Here is a 19,681-nt window from a genome sequence, read left to right on the forward strand (position 1 = left end):
CGGGCGCCGGCCCGCCGCACTGCCACCGGGTTGCGGTCGTTGAACCGGGCGGGTCCACGAGGGGCCCGACGAGGAGGCGGCAACCGGTGTTCGACGGCTTCGCGGAGCTGGACGTCGTCACGAGCGACACGACGATCCATGGGCGGCGGGGTGGCCACGGGCCGCCGGTCCTGCTGCTGCACGGCATGCCCGAGACGCACCTCATGTGGCACCGGGTCGCGCCCCGGCTCGCGGAACGGTTCACCGTGGTCGCCACGGACCTGCGGGGGTTCGGTGACAGCGGTGCACCGCCCAGCGCGCCGGACCACGCGCCGTACAGCATGCGGCGGGTGGCCGCCGAGCAGGTGGAGGTCATGCGGCTGCTGGGCTACGACCGGTTCGCGGTCGTGGGGCACGATCGCGGTGGGCGGTGCGCGTACCGGATGGCGTTGGACCATCCCGACGCGGTGAGCCGCCTCGCGGTGCTCGACATCGTGCCCACCGGCGACGCGTTCGACCGCGCCGACATGGCCTTCAGCCTCGGGTTCTGGCTCTGGTCGTTCCTCGCCGCGCCCGAGCCGGTGCCGGAGCGGCTGGTCGCGCAGGCGCCGGAGGTCATCGTCGACCACATGCTGGACGACCTGTCTGAGGTGCCGGACGCCTTTCCCGCGGCCGTGCGGGCGGAGTACGTGGCGAAGCTCGGCAGGCCGGAGGCCATCCACGCGATCTGCGAGCAGTACCGGGCGGCGGCGACCCTGGACTACGAGCACGACCGGGCCGACCGGGGCCGGCGGCGGATCGGCTGTCCCGTGCTGGCGCTGTGGGGGCACGCCGGTCCGGTGGCGACCTGGTACCGGCCGCTCGAGGTGTGGCGGGCCTGGGCGGACCAGGTCGAGGGCGGGCCGGTCGCGGCCGGGCACTTCCTGCCCGAGGAGGCGCCCGAGGAGACGCTGCGGCACCTGCTGGCGTTCCTCGCCTGACCGCCGGACGGGGCACGATGGACACGTGGACATCGAGCCGGTCGACTGCGCGCCCGTCCGGACTTTCCCGCGCGCGTGGCTGCGGCAACGCTGGCAGGACCTCACCTTCCTGCACTGGGCGGTCGAGCCGGAGGTGGTCGCGCCGCTGCTGCCCGCCGGCACCCGCCCCGACACCCTCGACGGGCTCAGCTACGTCGGGCTGATCGGCTTCCGGATGGTCGGGCTGGGCCTCGGACGGGGACCGGGGGTGCCGTACTTCGGCACGTTCTGGGAGACCAACGTCCGGCTCTACTCGGTCGACGGCACCGGGCGGCGGGCCGTGGTGTTCCGCTCGCTGGACGCCTCCCGGCTGGTGCCGGTGCTGGTCGCGCAGCTGAGCCTGCGGCTGCCGTACAAGTGGTCGGCCATGCGGCTGGACCGGGACGGTGACCGTCTCACCTACCGCTGCCGGCGGCGCTGGCCCGGCCCGGCCCGGGCGTCGAGCCGGATGGCCGTCCGGGTCGGTGCGCCGATCGCCGACCCGACCCCGCTGGAGCACTTCCTCACCGCCCGCTGGGGCCTGCACACCCGGGCATACGGGCGCACCCTGCACCTGCCGAACTGGCATCCGCGGTGGCCGTTGCACCGGGCCGAACTGCTGCACCTCGACGACGACCTGGTCACCGCCGCCGGTCTGCCGCCGCCGGCCGGGCCGCCGGTGAGCGTGCTCCACTCCCCCGGCATTCCGGTCGTGTTCGGCGCGCCGGCGCCCGTGCGCTGAGCGTCAGCGCAGCGGATCGTGGGTACCGCGCGGCACGTCCGGCCGGCAGCGGCGGACCCGGTCGGCGGCCAGCCGCCCGCCCACCGCGAGGCCGTACCGCTCCACCGCCGCCAGCCCGTACGCGCTGCACGTGGGCGTGTAGCGGCACTGGGCGGGCCAGCGGTGCGACAGCCAGCGGCGGTAGCCGACGATGGCGGCACGGCCGGCGCGGTCCATGGCGGGCCCGCGCACCACGCCGGCGGCCACCGAGCCGAGGGTCAGCAGCAGGGAGAAGAGGCCGAGGTCGCAGCAGCCCGGGCCGTCACAGTCGGGGAGATCGCAGTTGCACCAGTCCCGGTCCTTCTTCTTGTGGCGCCGCTTCCGCATGATCACCACGCCATGATGCGACACCCGCGCCAGCAACCTGGGCCAGCGCCAGCACGCTCAGACCGAACATCAGGACACCCAGGGGGAGGTGGACCGACGGGACGTGCGCGATGCCCAGCACGACCTGGACCGAGGCGAGCACGAGGAACCCGGACGCGTGCCAGACCGGCGTCAGCGAGCCGCCGCCCGGCTTCCACGCCAGCACCGCCGCGAGCACGTACAGCATCGACGCCCCGTACATCACACGGGCTCCGATACTGTGCAGCGTCTCTCCGTAGGACGAGGTCAGCAGCAGTCCGGCGGAGACCGCCTGAACGAAGATGGTCAGGGTCTGCAGGGCGATCGCGATCTGCAGGAACGAGGGGCTGCGTGGTGCCTTTGCCGTCACCTGAGTGGCCGTGGCCATGTCATTCCCCTTTTCCGCCCTCGGGCAGCAGGTCGATAAGGTCTCACCAGCCCGACGACGCGGGTGTGCGAAAGGTAAGGCGAGGGGGCGGCCGGAAGCGTGGGGACTGTCGCCACCAGCGGGGATGAGATCGTCGGCGAGCGACGCCAGCTGATCAATGTCGCCTACCGGATGCTCGGTTCGGTGTCCGAGGCCGAGGACGCCGTCCAGGATGCCTACGCACGCTGGTACGGGCTGCCGCGAAGCCGGCAGGAGGAGATCCTGTCCCCGGGCGCCTGGCTGACGACGGTGACCAGCCGCATCTGCCTGGACCGGCTCGGCTCGGCGCGGGCCCGCCGTGAACGCTATGTCGGCGCGTGGCTGCCCGAGCCGCTGCCCGACCGCGCCGAGTGGGGTCATGCGGGTGGCGTCGACCCCACCGGCCGCGCGGACCCCGCCGACCAGATCGTCCTGGACGAGTCGGTGTCCATGGCCTTCCTCGTCGTCTTGGAGTCGATGACGCCCGCCGAGCGGGTGGCGTTCGTCCTGCACGACGTCTTCCGGTACGCGTTCGCCGAGATCGCCGACGTTCTCGGGCGGACCCCTGCGGCCTGCAAGCAGCTGGCGGCCTCCGCCCGGCGGCGGGTGACCGTCGCGAGCGCTCCCGTGCCGGCGTCCGGGCAGGCCGACGTGGTGAGGCAGGTCAAGGAGGCATGGGAGACCAGGGACATCGCGGCCCTCGTCGGTCTCCTCAACCCGTCTGCCGTGATGACCGCCGACGGCGGCGGCATGGTCGGCACCGTCCTGCGCCCGGTCGAGGGCGGCGCGCGCATCGCCCAGTACATGGTCGCCATCGCCGACTGGGCTCCGGGGCTCGAGATCCTGGAGCGGTCGGTCAACGGTGTGCCGGGCCTGGTGGCCCAGCGTGCCGGCGTCGTCGTGACCGTGGCGTCGTTCGACATCGTCGACGGGCGCGTCACCCGGATCTGGGCGGTCCGCAACCCGGAGAAGCTACGGCCGTGGGTGCGGGAGGGCTGACCAGCCCTCGCTCCGCAACCGATCGGATCGGGTTCGGTGGGGTCGGGTGGGACGGATCCTGGATGCCTAGCGTCGAGGGCGTCAAGGGAAGGAGCACCGGGTGCTGGAGCGACTCAACCAGGCCATGGACCACCTCGAACGCCACCTCGACCAACCGCTCGACGTGGCCGGGTTGGCCCGGATCGCCTGCACGTCGGAGCACCACTTCCGGCGGCTCTTCTCGGCCCTGGCCGGGATGCCGCTGTCGGAGTACGTGCGCCGGCGGCGGCTCACCGTGGCCGGCGCCGAGGTGCTGGCGGGCGAGGCGTCGCTGCTCGACGTGGCGGTCCGCTGGGGGTACGGCTCGAACGAGGCGTTCGCCCGGGCGTTCCGCGCGGTGCACGGGGTCGGCCCGGCCGAGGCGCGGCGCACCGGGGCGGTGCTGCGGTCGCAGCCCCGGATGTCCTTCCGGCTCGTCGTCGAAGGGAGCACCAGCATGGACTACCGGATCGTGACCAAGGACGCCTTCCAGCTCGCCGGGTTGAAGGCCCGGGTGCCGCTCGTCCACGAGGGGATGAACCCGCACATCGTGGCGTTCATCAAGGGCCTCGACCCGGAGACGGTACGCCGGATCGAGGCGCTCTCCGACCAGGAGCCGCGCGGCATCGTCAACGTCAGCGACGACCTGGCCGGCTCCCGGGCCGAGGGCACCGAGCTGGACTACTGGCACGGGGTGGTGACCGGCGCGGACGTGCCGGAGGACCTGGACCGCCTGCCGGTGGCGGCCGGCTCCTGGGCGGTGTTCACCGTCTCGGGCGAGTTCCCGCAGGCGGTGCAGTACCTGTGGCGGGACGTGTTCACCCAGTGGTTCCCGTCCAACCCCTACGAGAGCCGCCCGGGGCCGGAGATCTCGAAGGTGCGGGTGTCGGCCGACGGGAAGACCGCCGAGGCCGAGCTGTGGATCCCGGTGCGTCAGGCCGCGGCGGCGGCCCGTTCCAGGCAGGCCGGCACGTCGAGCACGTGATAGGCGTGCTCGCTCGGCTCGATGCCGGCGAGGAACATCGCGTACACGGCGGCCATCCGCAGGTGGGCGACGGGGCCGAGCAGCTTCACGGCGCGCTCCGGGTCGCTGCCCGGCACGTCGGCCCGCCAGCGGGCGGCCCACGCGTCGAGCAGCCGGCCGGCCACGGGCGGGTCGAGGGTCTCGGTGAGGCGCAGGATGTCGAAGGCGGGGTGGCCGACGAAGGCGTCGCCCCAGTCGATGACCACCCCGCGGGTGCCGTCGCCGCGCACGTTGCCCGGGTGCAGGTCGCCGTGCACGAGGGTGTCGGGCAGGCCGCAGTCGCGGACCTGGTCGATCCGGTCGTCGAGGCCGGCGAGCAGGTCGGCGGCCGCGGCCGGGTCGTGCGGGGCCAGCCGGTCGCGGATCCAGCCGGCCAGCGCCGGCCCGCGCAGATCGGGTACGCCGGCCGCGACCAGCCCGGCCGTGTCGCCGGCGGCGCGGAGCTGGACGGCGTGGTGCTCGGCGGCGACGGCGGCCCGCTCCGCCTCGTCGGCGCCGTAGCGGTCCTCACCGGGCACGTGGTCGAGCAGGAGCCGGCCGGTGTCGTCGGCGGCGAGCAGGGTGGGGGCGGTCGTGGGCGCGGCGGCGCCGAGCCAGCGCAGCACGGCGGCCTCGTGCCGAAAGAACGGGGGCACCTGCTTGAGCCAGGCGCTGCCGGCCGGGCCGTCGAGCCGCCAGATCGCCGACAGGTTCCAGGTGCGGTGCTGCGCCACGGCGGTGACCGGCCGGCCGAGGCGGCGCAGCTCACCGGTGGCCCAGTCGACGCTGCGGGCCGGGCCGCCGGGCTCGGCGTACGGGGCGCGCAGCGGGTGGGGCGTCAGGTCGACCGGCGCGGGGGTCAGGGGTACGGCGGGTGGGTCGGTGACCTCACCGAGGTAGGTGACGTGGCCGCCGGGCGGCTCGGGGCGGTCGCCGGCGAGCAGTCGCAGCACGGCGACGTCAACGCCGTACCGGCGGCGGGCCTCGTCGACGATGGCGCCGACCTGCTGCCACCACGGCTCGGGCACGTCGTACGGGGGCAGGGCGCCGAGCGGCCGGCCGGCGGCGTCGACCAGGACGAGAGTCACCGTGCGAGACACGCCGAGACCGTAGCGTCACTTCCGCCTGACAGCGAGCGGTTATCGACCGGTCCGCCTCGCGCCGGTCAGGCGTGTCAGGCGCCGGTCGCGACCTGACAAGGACTGACCGGGTCTGACAGACCCTGACAGCGCAACCCCGACGTGGCGGGATGCCCGTACGGCTGGGGTGTCCGTCCCCGAGCCGGATCGGGGGTCGGCGGTCCGGGGCGGGTACGGGTTGCACCCGGATGCCTTCGGCACGCCCGGCGGCGAGGCTGAGGCCATGACACTCACCGATAAGCCGACGCGCACGTCATACCCGTGGTTGCGGCCGACCGCCCTGGCCGCCGCACTGCTGCTGCTCGGCTACGGCCTCCTACGCACTGTCGACCGCCTGGACGGGCACAGCGACAAGGGCGCATGGGCGTGGAACACCGGGCACACCCTGTTCCTGGTCGGCATTCTCGCGTTCGGGGCGGTGATCGTGGGGCTGCCCGGCCTGCTGCGTACCGTCTCGCCCCGGCTGCGGGCGGTGGACGACGTGGCCGCGGTCGCCGGTCTGGTCGGCGCGGCCGCGTTCATCTGGGTGATCCTCGGCGACCTGTTCCCGCGGTTCGCCGAGGCGGTGCCGCCGCCGGACGTGGTGCTGCTGGGCGGGCCGATGCTGTTCGAGCTGGGCCTGCTGGTGCTGCTGGTCCGGGCCGTCGTGCTGCGGCTGCTGCCGGTGTGGGGGCCGGTGCTGGTGCTGGCCGGGTTCGTCGCGATCGCCGTCGACCTGGACCTGCTGCCGGTCGGCGCAGCCCTGGTCTTCGGTGGACTGTTCCCGCTGCGGCGGACTGCGATCGGCGGTGCGGGCGGACCCGGTCAGGCGGCGTAGACCGGGCGTCTGGTGCCGCCGTGTTCGGCGCACCCCCCACCCTTCATGCCGGTCCTGCTGGTCAGCCCGTCCTCGCACTGGACCAGGTATCCGTTGCCGCTCCAGAGGTTGTCGACGCAGGCGAAGTAGTCGCACACGTCCGAGGCGGGGGCGTACACGTAGGAGCCGCCGCAGTAGTTGTAGCCGTACGGGTTGGCCGGCGCCCCGCAGCGGTCTGCCGGGGTGGGGCTCGGCGAGGTCGGCGCGGAACTGCCGGTCGCACTCGGCGACGACGGGTGGTCCGGTGGCCCGCCGGTGGCGGGGGTGGTCGTCGCGGGGGTGGTCGTCGCGGAGGTGGGCGCGGCGGTGCGGGGTGCCGCGCCCGGCGGCGGGTCGGAGGTGGTGCCGGTGGCGGGGGGAGTGGTGGGGCTGGCCGGTGCGCCGAGACCGGGGGACCCGGACGGCACGCCCGGGCCGGTGGGCTCCACCCCGGTAGCGCCGTCCACCTCCATCCCGATCACGGGCCGGTCCGGGAGGGACCCGTGGACGACGCTGGCGACCGCGGCGATGGCCAGTGCCACCGCGACGGCGGTGACCAGGGCCGGCCGGACGAGCCGGGCGGTCAGCGGCGCGTCGGCGGGAGTGGCCGGCGTCGGCCCGGGCGGCTGGTCGTGCCAGTGGTCCACCACCGCGTCGTCGAGCCGGTCCAGCAGCGCCGCGCGCGCTCCGGTCGCGTCGGCGTACGCCACGGTGAGTCGCAGCCGGAAGGCGGACGCGGCGGCCCGGGGCACCCGCACGCCCCGGATGCGGCCCGGGCGCTTCGCGTGCAGCAGCGTGAGCGGGTCGCCGGGGTGGTGGGCGATCCCGGCGACCTGCGCGTACGGCCACTCCTCCTGCTCGTCGCGGCCCACGATGATCAGCCGCCGGTCGGTCACCACCGCCGTGCCGGCGTCGACCACGCTGACGCCCCTCGGCTGTGGGGTCGATCCGTCCTCAAGGGGCACGACGGTGAGCTCGGCGGTGGGCAGACCCGCGGTGTGTCGCGCGGTCACCTCGACGAGTTCCGCGGCGGGCTCGACGGCCAGCACGATCTCGTCGTCGTCGAGCTGCACGGGCAGCCCCGCCGGCGTCTCCGCCAACTGGGTGGGTTCCTCGGCCTCGGTGTAGAGCTGGCGCAACTCCTCGTCGCGCCGGCGCCACGCCTGCAGAGCGGCCTCGTACGCCGTGCGCCGCCGTTCGTTCTCCCGTCCGACCCACCGGGCCCGCCAGCCGCGCCCCTCGCCGTCTTTCGCCGTCACCGGGTTGCCTCGCATCATGAAAGGGCTTCCGCGTCCATCCGGTACAACCGTCGGGGTCCGGGAAGGGACATGGACGGCATCGACAGGTTTCGGCCTTTTCCGGCTGGCCGATCGGGGGAGGCGACGTCGAACCAGGTCCCGGCCTGCGCCGGCCGGAACGGCGGTACGGTCCGGAGATGGACCAGCGCGTCAGTCTGATCACCCTCGGCGTGGCCGACCTGGCCCGGGCCCGGGCCTTCTACGAGCGCCTCGGGTGGCGCGGCCAGGAGGTCGAGGAGACCGTGTTCTTCCAGGCCGGGGGCCTGGCGGTGGTGCTCTGGGGGCGGGACAAGCTGGCGGACGACGCCGGCCTGGCCGACCCGGGCGGGGACGGCTTCGGTGGGCTGAGCCTGGCGCAGAACGTGCGCAGCCGCCCCGAGGTGGACGAGATCCTGGGCCGGGCCGCCAAGGCCGGCGCGACGGTCACCCGGCCGGCCCGGGAAACCTTTTACGGCGGGTACGCGGGCTGCTTCACCGACCCGGACGGTCACCTGTGGGAGATCGCCTGGAACCCGGGTTTCCCGCTGGCCGAGGACGGCTCATTGACCGTCCCCGACATCGGCGGCTGAGCGGTCAGGTCCAGAAGGTCCGGCGGTAGCCCTGGTTGGCGGCGCACGACTCGCGCTGCCCGCCGGTCAGGCTTACCGCGCCGTCGCGGCACTGCACCAGCCAGCCGCGCCCGGACCAGAAGCCGGGCGCGCACTCGAACCAGTCGCAGATCCCGGCGGCCGGCTTGCGGATCCGTTCGCCGCCGCAGAAGTCGTACCCGTAGGGGTTGGCCGGGGCGCCGCAGCGGCGTTCGGCGGCCGGCTGCGGTGTGGTTCTCCGGGACGGCGTGGTGGTCGGCGCGGTCCGGGTGCGCTGCGGTTTGGGGCTGGGTTTGACCTGGACGGCGGGGGCGATCGGCAGGGGCGTCGGGGTGGCGGTGGCCGCCGGGGTGGCGGCTGAGGCCATCTCCGAGCCGGGGCGCACCGGGGGGTCGGACTCGAAGAGCATCGCGGGCACGATCAGCGCGAGGGCCGCGGCGACCGCGACGGTCCGCCGCCCGCCGGGGAGCAGCGCGGAGATCCGGGCCTGCGCCGGGGTGAGCACGGCCGGCCGGGCGGGCCGCGCCGCGTCGTGCTCCGCGATCAGCTCGTCGAGCTGGGCGACGACCGCGGCGCGCTGCTCGATCGCGTCGGCGAAGGCCAGCGTGAGCTTGAAGCGGAAGTCGGCCACCGCGCCGGTGGGCAGCAGGAGACCGGAGGTACGCCGCCGGTCGAGGACCTGGATCAACGTGACCGGCGCACCGGGGTCGTGGGACAGCCCGGTCATCCGCCCGTACGTCCAGTCGCGCCGGCCCCGGCCGCCGAGCAGCACGAGACGCCGGTTGGTGAGCACGGCGAGCCCGGCGTCGGCGACCTTCACCCCTTCGGGGCGGCGCGGGCGCAGCGCCGGCGGTTCCGGGTCGACGGTCAGCTCGGGGGCCGGCAGCACGGCGGTGTGCCGGACCTCGACCAGTTGCGCGGCCGGCAGCGTCCAGAAGACCACCTCGCCGGGGGCCAGCTCCATGGGCAGGCCCGCGCCGGCCTCGACCGAGCCGTGGAAGGACCCGGCGAGAGCACGCAGTCGCCGCAGCTCGTCGTCGCGGCGTCGCCACGCCTCGTCGGCCATGCGGAAGGCCCGCTGCCGCCGGTCGTTCTGCCGGTGCGCCCACCGGTAGCGCCATGTGGAACCCGTCGAATCAGTCATCGCCACGCCGACTCCTCCGCCGCGCGAGCCCACCAATCGGGGTGTCATTCATGTCAACGGCGGCGCGGGGGTGGCAAGAAACGCCAAAGTCACCGATTTGACCGATCGGGTGATTGCGCGACACGTTAGGCGGAATCTTGCGCGTCGATTCACGGCGCCGGTGGCTGCCGCCCCGACGGCCCTGCTTCACCGTGCGAGGGGGTCGGTGCGTCGGTAACGTCAGCCGCAGGGCGGGACGCGCCGCGACCCCCGCCGGACGCGAGGAGGTGCACCGGTGGGTGACCCGGCCGTCGTGGTGGGGGTGGACATCGGCACCACCAGCACCAAGGCGGTCGCGTACGACACCGGCGGCCGGCAGCTCGGCACCCACTCGATCGGCTATCCGCTGGAGGAGCCGCACCCCGGCTACGCCGAGCAGGACCCGGTACGGATCTTCGACGCGGTGGTGGGGTCGATCCGGGCGCTCGTCGGGGAGCTGGGCCGGCCCATCGCCGGCCTGTCGTTCAGCACCGCCATGCACAGCCTGATCGGGCTGGACGCCGGCGGCACCCCGCTCACCCCCTCGGTCACCTGGGCCGACTCCCGGGCCGCCGCCCAGGCCGAACGGCTCCGCGCCGTCTCCTCCGGGCTGGCCATCCACCGGCGCACCGGCACACCTGTGCACCCGATGGCGCCGCTGCCCAAGCTGGTCTGGTTCGCCGAGCAGCAACCCAAGCTGCACGAGCGGGTCGCGCACTGGGTCGGCATCAAGGAGTACGTGCTGCTGCGGCTGGCCGGGGCTCTGGTCATCGACCATTCGGTCGCCTCCGCCACCGGGCTCATGGACATCCACCGGCTGGCCTGGGACGCCGAGGCGCTGGGCATCGCGGGGATCACCGAGGAGCAGCTTCCGCAGCTCGTCCCCACCACCCACGTGCTGCCCGGGCTGACCGCCGACGCGGCCCGGGCCACCGGCCTGCCCGCGGACACCCCGCTCGTGGTGGGCGCCGGCGACGGGCCGCTGGCGAACCTGGGCCTCGGCGCGGTGCATCCCGGCGAGGTGGCCTGCTCGATCGGCACCAGCGGGGCCATGCGGGTGATGGTGGAGCGCCCCGGCGTCGACCCGCTCGGCGGCGTCTTCTGCTACGCCCTGACCGAGCACCGCTGGGTGGTCGGCGGGGCGATCAACAACGGCGGGATCGTCCTCCAGTGGGCCAACGAGGCGCTCGCCCCCGAGCTGGGCGAGCACGCCGAGGAGGAGCTGCTCGACCTGGCCGCCCGGGCGCCGGTCGGCTCCGGCGGGCTGATCATGCTGCCGTACCTGCTCAGCGAGCGGGCGCCGCACTGGAGCGCGCTGCCCCGCGGCGCGTACGTCGGGCTGACCCACGGGCACGGCCGCGCCCACCTGGTCCGGGCCGCGCTGGAGGGGGTCTGCCAGCAGCTCGCCCTCGTCCTCGCCTCGGTCCGGGCGGCCGGCAACGAGGTACGCGAGGTCCGCGCCAGCGGCGGCTTCGCCCGCAGCCCGCTGTGGCGGCAGATCCTCGCCGACGCGCTCGGCATGCCGGTGCGCTTCCCGGCCGGGCACGAGGGCTCCAGCTTCGGCGCCGCGCTGCTCGGCATGCAGGCGCTCGGCCTCATCGAGTCGATCGAGGTCGCGGCCGACCTGGTCCGGATCGAGGAGACGGTCCGCCCGGACCCCGCCTCCGCCGCCACGTACGCGGCCCTGCTGCCGCTCTTCTCCGAGCTGTACGACGCGCTCGTACCGACGTTCGCGTCCCTGCGGCGGCTGGCTCCGAACCTGCCGCCCGAACCACCACCCACCGCTCCTCCCCAGTGATCGCCCGTACCGGAGGCACGGACGACTAACGAAGGTCGTGATTGCCGTGGTCACACTGCTCGCCGCACCGGCGGAACCCCTCACGAACGCCGGTGACACCCAACTCGTCATCGCCGCCCTGCTCGGCATCGCCGCGGTGGTGGTGCTGATCGCCTGGGGCAAGGTGCACCCGTTCCTGGCGCTGATCCTCGGCGCCGCCGTGCTCGGCGTGGTCGCCGGGGTCAGCGCCGACAAGATCGTCACCTCGTTCAGCGGCGGGGTCGGCTCCACCGTCGGCGGCGTCGGCCTGCTGATCGCGCTCGGCGCGATGATCGGTGGCCTGCTCGCCGAGTCCGGCGGCGCCGACAGCATCGTGGAACGGGTGGTCGGCCGGGTCTCCGGCGGCGCGCTGCCCTGGGCCATGGCCGGCGTGGCCGCGCTGATCGGGCTCCCGCTCTTCTTCGAGGTCGGCGTGGTGCTGCTCGTGCCGATCGTGCTGCTGGTGTCCCGCCGGGTCGACGTACCGCTGATGAAGATCGGCATCCCGGCGCTGGCCGGCCTGTCGGTGCTGCACGGCCTGGTGCCGCCGCACCCCGGCCCGCTGGTCGCGATCGACGCGCTCGGCGCCAACCTGGGCCAGACCCTGGCCCTGGGACTGCTCGTGGCGATCCCCACGGTGATCATCGCCGGCCCGGTCTTCGGCAACTTCATCGCCCGTCACGTCCCGGCCACCGCGCCCGAGGCGCTGCTGCCCACCCGGCGGCCGCTCGCCGTCGGCGGGGAGCGGCGGCCGACCCGCCCCGGCGAGGGCCGGCTCGACGCCGACGGTGACCTGGTCACCGAGGACGACCTGGTCAACCCGGGTGCCGGCCGCCCCGGCGCGCCCATCGAGGAGCCGGTGGGCCCGCGCGCCCGCCGCGAGCCGGCGCTCTGGGCCGCCGTGGTCACCGTGCTGCTGCCCGTCGTGCTGATGCTGCTGCGCGCGATCGGCGAGCTGACCCTGGCCGAGGACACCCCCGGCCGCAAGGCGCTGGACATCGTCGGCACCCCGATCGTCGCGCTGCTGGCCGGCGTCATCTTCGCGATGATCTTCCTGGGCTACGGGACCGGGTTCAGCCGCAGCCAGGTCTCCGGTTTCCTGGGCGGCTCGCTGCCGGCGATCGCCGGCATCCTGCTGATCGTCGCCGCCGGCGGCGGCTTCAAGCAGGTGCTGGTCGACGCGGGCGTGGGCAACCTCGTCGCGGACGCCGCCAAGGGCGCGAACCTGTCGCCGCTGCTGCTGGGCTGGCTGGTCGCGGTCGGCATCCGGGTGGCCACCGGCTCGGCCACCGTCGCCACCATCACCGCCGCCGGCATCGTGTCGCCCCTCGCGGCCACCCTCCAGGGCCCCGAGGTGGCGCTGCTGGCGCTGGCCATCGGCTGCGGGTCGCTGTTCTTCTCGCACGTCAACGACGCCGGCTTCTGGCTCGTCAAGGAGTACTTCGGGTTGACCGTCGGGCAGACCATCAAGAGCTGGTCGGTCATGGAGACGATCATCTCGGTGGTCGGCTTCGCCGGCGTCCTCCTGCTCGACCTGATCCTTTAACGGACGCCTGTCCGCGCGGGCGCCCGACCGGGCCGGTCGGGCGCCCGGGTCACGGCGCCTCGACGCCGGAGATGCGGAACTTGTGCACCTCGGCGCCGAGGATCATCGCCGCCTGCTCCCCGTCCGGGCCGGAGCCGCGGAAGTCGAGCAGTTGCTCGTCGGACTCCCACCGCTCGTAGACGTTGATCCGGCCCGGCTCGACCAGGTCCGCGCTGACCGCGAAGTCCACGCAGCCCGGCGCCGAGCGGGCCGCCCGGACCACCTCCACACAGGAGGCCAGGTAGGCGTCCCGCCGGGCCGGGTCGACGTAGAGGGTGCCGGCGACGATGAACACATGACCTCCCGAGGGTGAGCCGTCCGGCCCATCCTGGCACCCCGGCCGGATCAGGCCCGGCTGATCGCGTTGGCGTGGATGGCCTCGTTCAGGTACGCGGCCAGCCCCGGCCGGATCTTCTCGAAGTACGCGGTGAACCGCGGGTCGGCCAGGTACATGTCGGCCAGGCCGGTGTGGATCTCGTACGAGCAGTCGTAGAACCACCGGCTGATGAGCTGCCGGTGCTCCTCGGCCAGCGCCATGGCCTCCGGCGAGTCGGCCGGGGCGCCCGACGCCATCAGCGCGGTGATGCGCCGCCCCCACTCCTCGTTCTCGGCCTTGTTGCGCAGCCAGTCCTCCTTCGAGTAGCGGCCGACCCGCTCGGTCGACTGCCGGTACGCCTCGCTGCCGCCCCAGCGCCGCTCGGCCTCCTCGGCGTGCTCGTCCGGGTCGAAGTCCCCGAACACCTCGAACCGCTCCTCCGGGGTGAGTTGAATGTCCAACTTTCTCGCCTCCATCGCGAGTTCGATCGCCGCGACCATGTCCCGCAGCTTCCCGATCCGCCCGGTCAGCAGCTCGTGCTGCCGCCGCAGGTGCGGCAACGGGTCGCCGCCCGGGTCGTCGAGGATCTCGGCGATCTCCTCCAACGGGAACCCCAGCTCCCGGTAGGCCCGGATCAGCTGCAACCGCTCCAGGTCCGCGTCGTCGTAACGGCGGTAGCCCGCCGCGGTGCGGCCGCTCGGCGAGAGCAGCCCGATCTCGTCGTAGTGGTGCAGCGTCCGGACCGTCACCCGGGCGGCCCGCGCCACCTGACCCACCGTGTACGCCATGGGTTCCCTCCCTTCCGCGACCAAGGCTCCCGCCTCCCGTTGCGTGAGGGTCAAGCCCGATTCTGCGGCCCGCGTCACCCGGCCGGCGCGCGAAACGGCGATCGCCCCCGGTCTCCCGAGGGGGTGCGGGAGGCCGGGGGCGATCGTGGACCGGGTCAGGTGGTGATCCGCTCCCGCTCCGGGGCGGCGAAGGTCTCGCTGACCGGGGTGCGGAAGGCGTGCACCAGGCCGGCGACCGAGAGCAGCAGGAGCAGCGCCGCGCCGAGGTACAGGGCCAGGGCGCCCTGCTCGGCCTTGCGGCCGAACTCGCTGAACCCGTACGAGGTGAGCAGCAGGCCGCGCAGCGTCTCGCCCTTGAACACGGTCTCCCGCTGGGCGGTGACGTCGGCGAGCTGCTTCTGCAGGTCGGCCAGGTTGGCGGCGTTGCTCTGCTGGGCCTGGGCCACCTGCTCGCGCAGCGCGGTCTGCGGCGCGCCCAGGTCGGCGTACGTCTTGCCGCCGCCGATCGACTTCAGGTGCAGGCCGATGTACTCGTTGGCGTAGCACTCGGCCTGCTTGCCGGTGGTGAGCGGCTTGCCGGCGTACTCGCGCAGGCAGTCCGCCTTCTTCTCCTCGTCGCTCAGCTTTTCGGCGGGGGTGAAGCTGATGTGCTGGGCGGCGAGCTGGTCGTGCACGTACTGGTTGGCGAAGTTGGCGTTCGTCGTCAGGACGACGCCGACGACGAGCAGCAGGACCGCGAGGCCCAGCCCACCGATGCTGAACAACAGGTCGAGCGTCCGTCGCTTCATGTCTGAACTCCTGTATGGATGGTGTCCGTTGGTTGCCGACTCATCGTGGCGTGGACGGGGACACCGCCAGCAGGGCCGAACCCCCTGTCCTGTCCGGGACCTTCGGCCCGGTGCCGGCCGGGCCGGTCAGCGGGCCGCGTCGACCGGGGTGAGCGCGTGGAGCAGCTCGGGCAGGGCGACCGGGCGGCCGTAGCGCCAGCCCTGGCCGTGCAGGCAGCCGATCGCGGTCACCGCGGCGTGCTGGCTGCCGGTCTCCACGCCCTCGGCCACGACGGCCAGGTCGAACGCGCCGGCCAGCCGGTTGACCATTTCGACCGTGGCGTACGCCCGCGCGTCGTCGGCGTCCAGCCGGGACACGAACGACCGGTCGATCTTCAGCTCGGTGGCCGGGATCCGGTGCAGGTAGCTCAGCGAGGAGTAGCCGGTGCCGAAGTCGTCGATGGCGATGCGGATCCCCAGGTCGCGGAGCTGGGTCAGCCGGTCGAGCACCGCCTCGCTCCCCTCGATCAGTGCCGACTCGGTGAGTTCCAGGGTGAGCGCGCGGGGCGGCAGGCCGGCCGCGCCGACCGCCCCGGTCACCGTGGCGATCAGGTCGGGCCGGCGCAGGTGGGCGGCGGCGATGTTGACGGCCACGGCCACCTCGGGCGCGTGCTCCCGCCAGGTGGCCGCGGCCCGGCACGCCTCGTGGATCACCCACCGGTCGATGGCCAGGATCAGCCCGGTCTCCTCGGCCAGCGGCAGGAACCGCGCCGGAGTGAGCACCCCGAGCCGGGGGTGCCGCCAGCGGACCAGCGCCTCGGCGCTGCGTACCGTGCCGGTGGCCAGGTCGACGATGGGCTGGAACTCCATGAGCAGTTGCCCCTCGTCGACCGCGCGGCGCAGGTCGGCGATCAGCTCGGCCCGGGTCACCGCCGACTCCCGCAGCTGCGGGGTGCAGGTCCGGTACGCGGACTTGCCGGCGGCCTTGGCCGCGTACATGGCGATGTCGGCGTCGCGGAGCAGGTCGGTGTGGGAGGCGTGCTGCGGGCCGTACTCGGCGATGCCGATGCTGGCCGACGGGTGCACGCCCAGGTCCTCCTCGCCGGGCAGCGGTTCGAGGGCGGCGAGCAGCCGGACGGCGAGCCGCTCGGGCGGGACCGGCCGGTCCCCGGCGACCAGCACGGCGAACTCGTCGCCGCCGAGCCGCGCGATCATCCCGTCGGGGCCGGTCGCGTCCCGCATCCGCTCGGCGATGGTGGTCAGCAGCCGGTCACCGGCGGCGTGCCCGAAGCGGTCGTTGACCTGCTTGAACCCGTCCAGGTCGAGGAGCAGCACGGCGACCGGGCCGCCGTCGCGCAGGGCCCGGCGCAGCCGCCGGGTGAAGGTCAGCCGGTTGGGCAGGCCGGTGAGCTGGTCGGAGTAGGCGAGCCGGCGCAGCCGGGCGACCAGCCGCAGGTTCTCGTTGGCGGCCAGCCCCTGACGCAGCGCGAGCACGCCGAGCAGCGCCATCATGCCGATGAAGATCATGTGCGGGGTCTGCCCGGTGGGCCGCCGGGAGAGCACCACGGCGACGATCGCCCCGCCCACCGGCAGGTACGGCAGGGCGACCCGCCACCACGGCGGCAGCGGCGACTCGCCGGCCTCCTCCTCAGCCGCGTCGGCGGGCGGCGGCGGGTAGCGGGTGGCGAGCCCCATGACCAGGTAACTCAGCGGCCAGCAGACGTCGATCGGATGGCCGGGGGCGTAGCTGCCGTGCGCCACGAGGGAGACGTAGACGGCGTCGGCGGCGGCCCGGGTGGCCAGGCCGACCCCGATCAGGGTGAGCGCCCGCCACATCGGCCGGGTCGGCCCGGCGACCGCCACCAGGATGGTGAGCTGCATCAGGTCGAGCATCGGGTAGAGCAGCCCGAAGGTGCGCAGCGGATCGGCCAGGTCGGCGTCGGCGAGGTCGCGGAACACCACCACCCAGCCGATCGGGATGAGGGCCAGCCCGACGATCACCCCGTCGAGCAGGGTACGGGCCTGCCCGACCAGGCTGCGCGGGGCGGCCAGGGAGCAGAGCAGCGCGGCGGTGCCGGTGACGATGCCGGCGGTGAACAGCCCGCCGACCAGCGGGGTGTGCGGCAGCTCCTGCCCGCCGAGCCGCTCGACCGTCCACACCATCCGGCCGAGGGCCGCGAGGATCATGGTGGCCGCGAGCAGTGCCCAGAACCGGCGCAGCGGGGTCGGGTGCCGCCGGGCCGCCCGCGTGCAGGCCACCGCAGCCCAGGTCGCCACCGCCACCGCGCCGAGGTCGCTGACCAGGGCCGCTCCCGGCAGGCCGCCGAACAGCCACACCGCTTCCCCGAGTACGACGAGGGCGGCCGCGACGAGCCCGACACGGCCGGAGAGCGGGCGACGGGCCGGCGCCACGGCGGCGAGGCTCACGTCGTGCTGCGGTACAACGATTCGCTCCGGCTCTCTCTCAGACGCGCACCCTCGACGGTGAGGACCGGTTGCGGACGGCGAACGGCGCAAGCCTAGTCAGCGCCCGGTGCCGCCGCCAGAGCCGAACGGCGTCGTCCGGTGGACAACGGCGCGGGCCGCCCCACCGCAGTGGAGACGGCCCGCGTCGTCATTCAGGTGCCGCTGATCACCAGCGGCGCGTGCTGTCCGGCCAGGAGTCGTACGACTGGACGGAGAGGATGGCGTCCCACCCGCCGCTGGCCGTGCCGGTCGGCACGTACGCGGTCAGGTCGGCGCCGGTGCTGTCGAACGGGCTGGTCTCCACGTACCCGGTCAGCACGCCGTTGGCGTCGCGGCGGTAATAGTGACCGCTACCGGGCGAGAAGAGCGAGGTGACCCCGCTCCAGCCCGTCGTCGCCGGGTCGAAGCGGCCGTCCCAGGCGCCGGCCGGGGTGATGTAGTACGTGGCGAGGGCGCCGGTGCTGGTCGTGGTGATCAGGTGGCCCTTGCCGTTGGCGCCCAGCGACAGCACACCGAAGCCACTGGCGATCGGCACGACGTGGTTCGTGATGTCGGTGGCGACGGCCGGCTTGGCCTTGGTCACCGTGTAGCGGTGCAGGACACTGCCCGCCTGGCCGAAGAGCGAGCCGTAGCCGTCGTAGACCAGCCGGTCGTGCGTCCAGCCGCCGCCGAGGCGGTCGGTGGTCCGGGTGAAGGTGAGCGGCTGGGTGCCCGTGATGTCGACCCGGTGGAGGTTGCCGCCCGTGTCGGTCACCAGCAGGGTGTCCGAGTTGAGGGTCGCCAGGGCCTTCGGCGTGAGGCCGAGGGTCTGCGTCGACACGGTGCTGAAGACCTTGGCACCGGTCACCGGGTCGAACGCGGTGTAGGAGAGCCGGCCGTCGGGCTTGGCGCCGTAAACGGAGACCAGGCCGTGCCACGGCCGGGCCGACAGCAGGGTCTGGCTCCAGCCGCTGGTGCTGACCGCGGTGGACTTCGTCAGGTCGGCGCCGCTGCCGTCGTAGGGGTTGGCGTCACGGTAGCGGTCCAGCCCGCCGCCGGAGGTGCGGGCGAAGTACCAGCCACCACCGGGCGAGAGGATGTGGGTGTAGCCCGCCCACCCGGTCGTGGCCAGGGCGCTGGAGACGAAGCCCTCCGGCCCACCACCGTTGATCTTGTAGGAGAGCAGCCGACCGTCGGCGATGTTGCCGAGGATCCGGCCGGGCCCGCTCGCGGTCAGGGTCTTCTGGGCGAAGCCGGTGGCGACCACCGTGGGCCGGGTGAGATCGGTCGCCGAGGCCGGCTTCTCGGTGGTCAGCGTCCGGCGGCGCAGCTCGTTGGTGCTGGCGATGATGCCGTAGAGCGAGCCGTAGCCGTCGTAGGTGAGCCGGTCGTAGGCGGACCAGCCGTCCATGACCCAGGTCGTGGTGAAGGTCAGCGGGTCGAGCCCGGTGACGTCCACCCGGTACATCTTGCCGCCGGTCTCGGTGACCAGGATGGTGTTCTCGTTCAGCGTGGCCATGGCCTTCGCCGTGAAGCCGAGCGTGGTGGTCGACTGGCGGTTGGCGCGCAACTGGCCGGTGGCCGAGTCGATCACGCTGTAGGTGAGCTGGCCGCCGGTGGAGACGCCGAAGACCTGCACGTCGGCGGTCTGCTCGCGGATCCAGGCGCCCAGGTCGTCCACTCGGGTGACGGTGGCGCCGTCGCGGGTCTCGGTCTCCGCCAGGCAGCCCTTCTGCCAGGACGTGTTGCTGATCGCCACGAGCTGCGGCGTGCCGGCGACGTCCCGGAGCGCGGGGCCGCCGGCGTCGCCCTTGCAGATGGTCGCCCCGGCCGACGCGCCGGTGATGTCGGCGGTGGCGGTGGCGACGGTCTGGACGGTGAAGTCGGCCGCGTGCAGCCGGTCCGGCACCCACTCGGTCGCGGTGCGGCCGTAGCCGGCGACCTTCAGCGTCTCCGCGGCGGCGGGCGCGGTCGCGGCGAGGGCGACCGGCGCGATGCCGGTGACCGGGGCGGAGAGCCGCAGCAGCGCGAGGTTCCGGTCCGGGTGCGGGACGACCGCGACGGCCGCCAACTCCCGACCGGCTGTCGTGGTGAGGTCGGTGCGGCCGACGACCACCGAGGTGGGGCGGGTCGGCGCGCCGGCGGCGACCGGCGTGGTCCCGTCGGTGAGGCAGGTCTTCGCCGTCACGACGAAGTTCTGGTCGACCAGCGCGCCGGTGCAGGCGCGGGTGTCGCCGAAGGTCACCTTGGCGGTGAAGGTGTAGGTGCCGTCGGGCACCGGGGTGGCGCCCGTGACGGCCGAGGCGGTTCCGCCGCCCAGCAGACCCGAGGCGAGGATGACGCCGAGGAGACCGGCTCCCCATCGACGTGCACGATGAGCTGACAACACATCCCCCGTTGAGGTAGCGGCACCG

General features: G+C 73.9%; 18 protein-coding genes. 8 read left to right on the forward strand and 10 right to left on the reverse strand.

The features are described from left to right. The first annotated feature begins 86 nt into the window (after positions 1–86). Together IEY96_RS08395 and IEY96_RS08400 are read left to right on the forward strand one after the other, a co-directional pair. A complete protein-coding gene (locus IEY96_RS08395; protein WP_189194205.1) occupies positions 87–959 on the forward strand; it encodes an alpha/beta fold hydrolase in 873 nt (290 codons plus the stop codon). 25 nt (positions 960–984) lie between these two features. Then, complete coding sequence (locus IEY96_RS08400; RefSeq protein ID WP_189194206.1) at positions 985–1,719, forward strand: YqjF family protein; 735 nt, start codon at positions 985–987, stop codon at positions 1,717–1,719. Positions 1,720–1,722: 3 nt separating this feature from the next. Here the strand turns inward: IEY96_RS08400 and yidD are convergent, their stop codons facing one another. Together yidD and IEY96_RS08410 are read right to left on the reverse strand one after the other, a co-directional pair. Continuing rightward, the gene (gene yidD / locus IEY96_RS08405) at positions 1,723–2,085 is read right to left on the reverse strand and encodes a membrane protein insertion efficiency factor YidD (protein WP_189194207.1); all 363 of its coding nucleotides are present in this window, start codon (positions 2,083–2,085) and stop codon (positions 1,723–1,725) included. Continuing rightward, positions 2,021–2,491 carry a hypothetical protein gene (locus IEY96_RS08410; RefSeq protein WP_229791446.1) on the reverse strand — a complete coding sequence of 157 codons (471 nt, stop codon included), beginning with the start codon at positions 2,489–2,491 and terminating at the stop codon, positions 2,021–2,023. Before IEY96_RS08410 ends, yidD begins: the two co-directional genes overlap by 65 nt. 99 nt (positions 2,492–2,590) lie before the next feature. Between IEY96_RS08410 and sigJ the strand changes: the two genes are divergently transcribed. Together sigJ and IEY96_RS08420 are read left to right on the forward strand one after the other, a co-directional pair. Beyond that, positions 2,591–3,508: an RNA polymerase sigma factor SigJ gene (gene sigJ, locus IEY96_RS08415; RefSeq protein ID WP_189194208.1), complete on the forward strand. Its 918-nt coding sequence runs from the start codon at positions 2,591–2,593 to the stop codon at positions 3,506–3,508. Between the two features lie 100 nt (positions 3,509–3,608). Next, positions 3,609–4,511 carry an AraC family transcriptional regulator gene (locus IEY96_RS08420; protein ID WP_189194209.1) on the forward strand — a complete coding sequence of 301 codons (903 nt, stop codon included), beginning with the start codon at positions 3,609–3,611 and terminating at the stop codon, positions 4,509–4,511. On the opposite strand, the gene IEY96_RS08425 is transcribed toward IEY96_RS08420, so the two are convergent. After that, positions 4,460–5,629, reverse strand: coding sequence for an aminoglycoside phosphotransferase family protein (locus tag IEY96_RS08425; protein ID WP_189194210.1), 1,170 nt, complete (start codon positions 5,627–5,629; stop codon positions 4,460–4,462). The two genes, IEY96_RS08420 and IEY96_RS08425, sit on opposite strands and share 52 nt — an antisense overlap. Before the next feature lie 262 nt (positions 5,630–5,891). Here IEY96_RS08425 and IEY96_RS08430 point away from each other — a divergent pair, with 262 nt between their 5' ends. Beyond that, complete coding sequence (locus IEY96_RS08430; protein ID WP_189194211.1) at positions 5,892–6,485, forward strand: hypothetical protein; 594 nt, start codon at positions 5,892–5,894, stop codon at positions 6,483–6,485. Here IEY96_RS08430 and IEY96_RS08435 read toward each other — a convergent pair. After that, positions 6,473–7,762, reverse strand: a complete 1,290-nt coding sequence (locus IEY96_RS08435; RefSeq protein ID WP_189194212.1) for a hypothetical protein — start codon at positions 7,760–7,762, stop codon at positions 6,473–6,475. The genes IEY96_RS08430 and IEY96_RS08435 overlap by 13 nt on opposite strands. Before the next feature lie 176 nt (positions 7,763–7,938). On the opposite strand from IEY96_RS08435, the gene IEY96_RS08440 reads away from it, so the two are divergent. Next, positions 7,939–8,370, forward strand: a complete 432-nt coding sequence (locus tag IEY96_RS08440; protein ID WP_189194213.1) for a VOC family protein — start codon at positions 7,939–7,941, stop codon at positions 8,368–8,370. A gap of 4 nt (positions 8,371–8,374) precedes the next feature. Here IEY96_RS08440 and IEY96_RS08445 read toward each other — a convergent pair whose 3' ends face one another. Next, positions 8,375–9,538: a hypothetical protein gene (locus tag IEY96_RS08445; RefSeq protein WP_189194214.1), complete on the reverse strand. Its 1,164-nt coding sequence runs from the start codon at positions 9,536–9,538 to the stop codon at positions 8,375–8,377. 268 nt (positions 9,539–9,806) lie between these two features. On the opposite strand from IEY96_RS08445, the gene IEY96_RS08450 reads away from it, so the two are divergent. Together IEY96_RS08450 and IEY96_RS08455 are read left to right on the forward strand one after the other, a co-directional pair. Continuing rightward, positions 9,807–11,348 carry a gluconokinase gene (locus IEY96_RS08450; RefSeq protein ID WP_189194215.1) on the forward strand — a complete coding sequence of 514 codons (1,542 nt, stop codon included), beginning with the start codon at positions 9,807–9,809 and terminating at the stop codon, positions 11,346–11,348. 46 nt (positions 11,349–11,394) lie between these two features. Then, positions 11,395–12,912, forward strand: a complete 1,518-nt coding sequence (locus IEY96_RS08455) for a GntP family permease (RefSeq protein ID WP_189194216.1) — start codon at positions 11,395–11,397, stop codon at positions 12,910–12,912. A gap of 49 nt (positions 12,913–12,961) precedes the next feature. Here the strand turns inward: IEY96_RS08455 and IEY96_RS08460 are convergent, their stop codons facing one another. The 5 genes from IEY96_RS08460 to IEY96_RS08480 all read right to left on the reverse strand — a co-directional run bounded on the left by IEY96_RS08460 (position 12,962) and on the right by IEY96_RS08480 (position 19,653). Continuing rightward, entirely contained in the window at positions 12,962–13,246 is a 285-nt protein-coding gene (locus IEY96_RS08460; RefSeq protein WP_189194217.1) for a putative quinol monooxygenase, read from the reverse strand. A gap of 50 nt (positions 13,247–13,296) precedes the next feature. Next, a complete protein-coding gene (locus IEY96_RS08465) occupies positions 13,297–14,055 on the reverse strand; it encodes a MerR family transcriptional regulator (protein WP_189194218.1) in 759 nt (252 codons plus the stop codon). Between the two features lie 155 nt (positions 14,056–14,210). Beyond that, on the reverse strand, positions 14,211–14,843 hold the full coding sequence (locus IEY96_RS08470; protein ID WP_189194219.1) for a hypothetical protein: 633 nt from the start codon (positions 14,841–14,843) through the stop codon (positions 14,211–14,213). A 126-nt stretch (positions 14,844–14,969) separates the two neighbouring features. Beyond that, positions 14,970–17,249, reverse strand: coding sequence for a putative bifunctional diguanylate cyclase/phosphodiesterase (locus IEY96_RS08475; protein ID WP_189194220.1), 2,280 nt, complete (start codon positions 17,247–17,249; stop codon positions 14,970–14,972). Positions 17,250–17,454: 205 nt separating this feature from the next. Then, positions 17,455–19,653: a trypsin-like serine protease gene (locus IEY96_RS08480; protein ID WP_189194221.1), complete on the reverse strand. Its 2,199-nt coding sequence runs from the start codon at positions 19,651–19,653 to the stop codon at positions 17,455–17,457. Positions 19,654–19,681: the final 28 nt, after the last annotated feature.

The sequence above is a fragment of the Micromonospora fulviviridis genome, assembly GCF_014648395.1.
GTDB lineage: Bacteria > Actinomycetota > Actinomycetes > Mycobacteriales > Micromonosporaceae > Micromonospora > Micromonospora fulviviridis.